Consider the following 3,640-nt stretch of genomic DNA (forward strand, 5'->3'; position numbering starts at 1 on the left):
AAGGCTCTCGGCGATTGCAACAATCCCGCCGTTGAAACGGCGGGCTATTATCGTTTGCCCCTTTAAAGGGGCACTTTAAAATAGCGCAGTCTTTCAAGGCTGGGATGACGACGGGGTGACGGGGCGAAAGGCAAGACGAAGTTTGCCTTTGATCGATCCCTCAAGGGTAGGCTGAGGCCTTGCCCTTGCCACCCAGCCGATGGGTCAAAAAATATGACCCATCCTACAATTTTTTCATCATTCATCACTCTTAAAATAATACTTTTGTAAGTCTTTTAAAATGAGTTCAAAACGAATCATTAATCTTTGCGATATAAAGCCAAGTGCGGGCGAGACGCCCGCTCTCCCAGGATGAGTCTCATCCTACTTTTCTTCCCGCTATCATCAATAACATTTCCTCGGAAAGGAAGATTATCATTCAAAATTCATAATTCATAATTGCTTTACAATATTACGTTGCGCCAGCGGCGCAGGGTTTTCGTTGCTTCCCGCTGCGCTTCTTCAACTAGCGAGCGTTCTTTCGGCCCCATATACTCCATATCTTCTTTGAGCAATTTGACGGCGTGATCGGAAAGGTTGCGGAAGACCTTTTCCCGAATCGCCGCGTCTGCGCCTTTTAAGGCTAGCGCCAAAGTAGTGCGATGGATTTCCGACAAGGCTTTCTTAAGTACGGCGTCGTCGAGAGTGACGAGGTCTTCGAAGCAGAAATATTTGGCGCTCAATTCTTCCGCCAATTGGGGATTCTGCGCTTTCAAGGTTTTGAGCAGATGCTGTTCCGTTTGGCGGTCTACCTGGTTCAACATATTGACCAGCGCGTCGACGCCGCCGGGCGCCGTTCCCTTTTGATGAATGGCTTTCAACATTTCCTTCATTCGTTGTTGAACGTCCGCCATGAGATTTATCGCTCCCATCCCGCGAAATAGGTTCGGCGTTATTATCTCATGTTACGCAGATAATAGACTCATGCCTTTGGATTAAGTATTTTTTGAAAAGTAGATGAACCTTTCAAGCAAAGCGCAGAGGCTGCATTTTTATTCCGTTTTTGAATCACGAAATCACGAAAAGGCTCGAAATTCACGAAATATTCGAATCACGGATAGCGCGGATTCTTTAGGATTCCACGGAAAAATCGTTCTCATAACGCGATTCCAGGCTCCAACCTTTTTTCTTTTCTTTTTTTCGTGTTTTTCTTTTTCATTTCGTGCTTTCGTGATTCAACGCGATATGCAAAATAAGTCTATCATGTTTTTTATCCTGCGTAACATGAGTTACTATGTTAGAAGAAAAAGGTAAAATTGCGAAAGGGTAAAATTCTTGCGATCTCGATTTTTTTAGAAAGGAACGAATTGATGCTTGAGGAACGAATAAAACGCCTGGCCCATACCATCATCCATTACTCCACCAAAACGCATGCGGGGGATATGGTTCTCATCCACACTAAGGGTTTCGAGACGTTCGACCTGGCGGAAGCGGTTCTCAGAGAGGCTATTGCGACGGGGGGAATTCCCTATCTTCATATCGAAGACGAAAGAGCGACGCGGCGGCTGCTGCTGGAAGGCGGCGAGGAAACTTTTAAAAAATTGGGCGAGTTTCTTTTAGAGCAAATGAAACGGGCCAACGTCTATGTCGGCATTCGCGGCGGCAGCAACGTCTTCGAACTCGCCGACGTTCCCAAAGAAAAACTGAGTTTATACGAAAAATACATCACGGGACCGGTTCACATCGAGCAGCGCGTCAAGCATACTCGCTGGTGCGTCATGCGCTATCCCAACGCCGCCATGAGCCAACTGGCGCAGACGTCGTCCGAAGCGTTTCAGCGCTTTTATTACGACGTATGCTGTTTGGATTACGCCAAAATGAACCAATCCGTAGAGCCATTAGTGGATTTGATGAATCGGACGGATCGCGTTCGCCTGATCGCGCCGTATACGGATTTGCAATTCTCCATTAAGGATATCCCCGTTAGAGAATGCGCCGGAACTCATAACATCCCCGACGGCGAATGCTTTACCGCTCCCGTCCGCGATTCGATCGAGGGAAACATACGCTTCAATGTTCCCTCGCTGCATGAAGGAACCTTATACGAAAATATCCAACTCGCTTTTAAAAACGGACGCGCTGTTGAGATGGACGCGGGACGCCATACGGAGCGTCTGCGGCAAACGCTGGAAGGCGACGATGGCGCTTCCTACGCCGGAGAATTTTCCCTGGGGTTCAATCCCTACATCCTGCAACCGATGAAGGACACCCTGTTCGACGAAAAGATCGCCGGTTCGCTGCACATTGCGATGGGAGCGTGCTACGACGACGCTTCTAACGGCAACCGCTCCGCCTTGCATTGGGACCTCGTCCAGATCCAACGCCAGGATTACGGCGGCGGGGAAATCTATTTCGACGACGTTTTGATCCGCAAGGACGGGCTGTTCGTTTTGCCGGAGTTGATGGGACTCAATCCGGATAATTTGAAATGAGGAATGTCGGGTGGCAAGGGCAAAGTCTTTATTGCCCTTGATTATTCGCCTTGATTTATAGTGATAACTGTAAGGTGGGCTAAAAACGAAGCGTAGCTCACCATGATTCTTTTATTTGGAATTGGAACGATGGCGAAGGGTAGCGTTCTTTTATTGATGAGCGGCGGCGTGGACAGCAGCGTCGCCGGAGCGTTGCTGCAACAGGAAGGGTATGACCTCGTCGGCGTTACAATGAAACTGTTAGAGGGCGAGCCATCAATGGACGCATCGGGAGGATGCTGTTCTTACGGCGGCGCCCGCGACGCCAAACGCGTCGCCGCTTCTTTAGGGATTCCACACTACACCGTCAATACGGCCCGCGAATTTCATGAGCGCGTCATTGCTCCCTTCATCGGCGATTACGCGGCGGGTCTTACGCCCAACCCCTGCGTCCGCTGCAATAGCTTCGTGCGCTTCGAAGAGGCGTTCGCGATGGCGCGTGAGCGCGGCTGCGAATATGCGGCTACTGGACATTACGCCCGCATCGATCGGGACGAGAACGGCGTTCCTAGGCTACGCCGGGCGGTCTGCCGGGAGAAGGATCAGAGTTATTTTCTCTATGGCGTCCGCGCGGAATTCTTGCCGAAAATACTTTTCCCTCTCGGCGGCCTCACGAAAGAGCAAGTGCGGGAAAAAGCACGCGCTATGGGATTAGTGACGGCGGAGAAGCCGGAAAGCCAGGATATTTGCTTCACGCTGGGACGTTCCTACAACGAATTCCTTTCCCGCCATATCAAAAACGAAGAAGGGCCGATTCTCGATCTTGCGGGGAATGAATTGGGGAAACATAAAGGCGTTACGCATTACACGGTTGGGCAGCGCAGCGGCCTGGGACTGTCCGGCGGGCCATTTTACGTTTGCGAAATCCGCCCTCAGCGCAATGAAATTGTCGTAGGCCGCCGCGAAGACCTCGCAGTGCGCGAAGTATGGGCCGGTTCGCCGCGTTGGCATCATGCGCCCGTTGTCGGCGAAGCCGTGCTCGCCCAATTGCGCTCGCGCCACGCCCCCGCTCCCGCCCGCATCGCGGCTATATCGCCGGAGCGATTCGCCGTCGAATTCGAAGAGCCGCAATACGGCGCCGCGCCGGGCCAGGCGTTGGTTTTATGCTCCGGCGAATGGATTTTGGGCGG

General features: G+C 51.5%; 3 protein-coding genes. 2 read left to right on the forward strand and 1 reads right to left on the reverse strand.

Annotated elements, in window-relative coordinates:
• Positions 1–443 precede the first annotated feature (443 nt).
• Entirely contained in the window at positions 444–893 is a 450-nt protein-coding gene (locus AB1656_19005) for a FliG C-terminal domain-containing protein (GenBank protein ID MEW6237477.1), read from the reverse strand.
• Between the two features lie 456 nt (positions 894–1,349).
• Between AB1656_19005 and AB1656_19010 the strand changes: the two genes are divergently transcribed.
• Both AB1656_19010 and mnmA read left to right on the forward strand, forming a co-directional pair.
• Positions 1,350–2,471, forward strand: coding sequence for an aminopeptidase (locus tag AB1656_19010; protein ID MEW6237478.1), 1,122 nt, complete (start codon positions 1,350–1,352; stop codon positions 2,469–2,471).
• 129 nt (positions 2,472–2,600) lie between these two features.
• Positions 2,601–3,640, forward strand: a 1,040-nt coding sequence (gene mnmA / locus AB1656_19015) for a tRNA 2-thiouridine(34) synthase MnmA (protein MEW6237479.1), incomplete at its 3' end; no start/stop codon positions are given.

It is taken from the genome of Candidatus Omnitrophota bacterium (assembly GCA_040755155.1).
GTDB lineage: Bacteria > Hinthialibacterota > Hinthialibacteria > Hinthialibacterales > Hinthialibacteraceae > JBFMBP01.

What these genes read in the sequence shown, in the direction of transcription:
- AB1656_19005 (MEW6237477.1), bottom strand. Translation starts at nt 893, where the DNA reads ATGGCGGACGTTCAACAACGAATGAAGGAAATGTTGAAAGCCATTCAT.
- AB1656_19010 (MEW6237478.1), top strand. Translation starts at nt 1,350, where the DNA reads ATGCTTGAGGAACGAATAAAACGCCTGGCCCATACCATCATCCATTAC.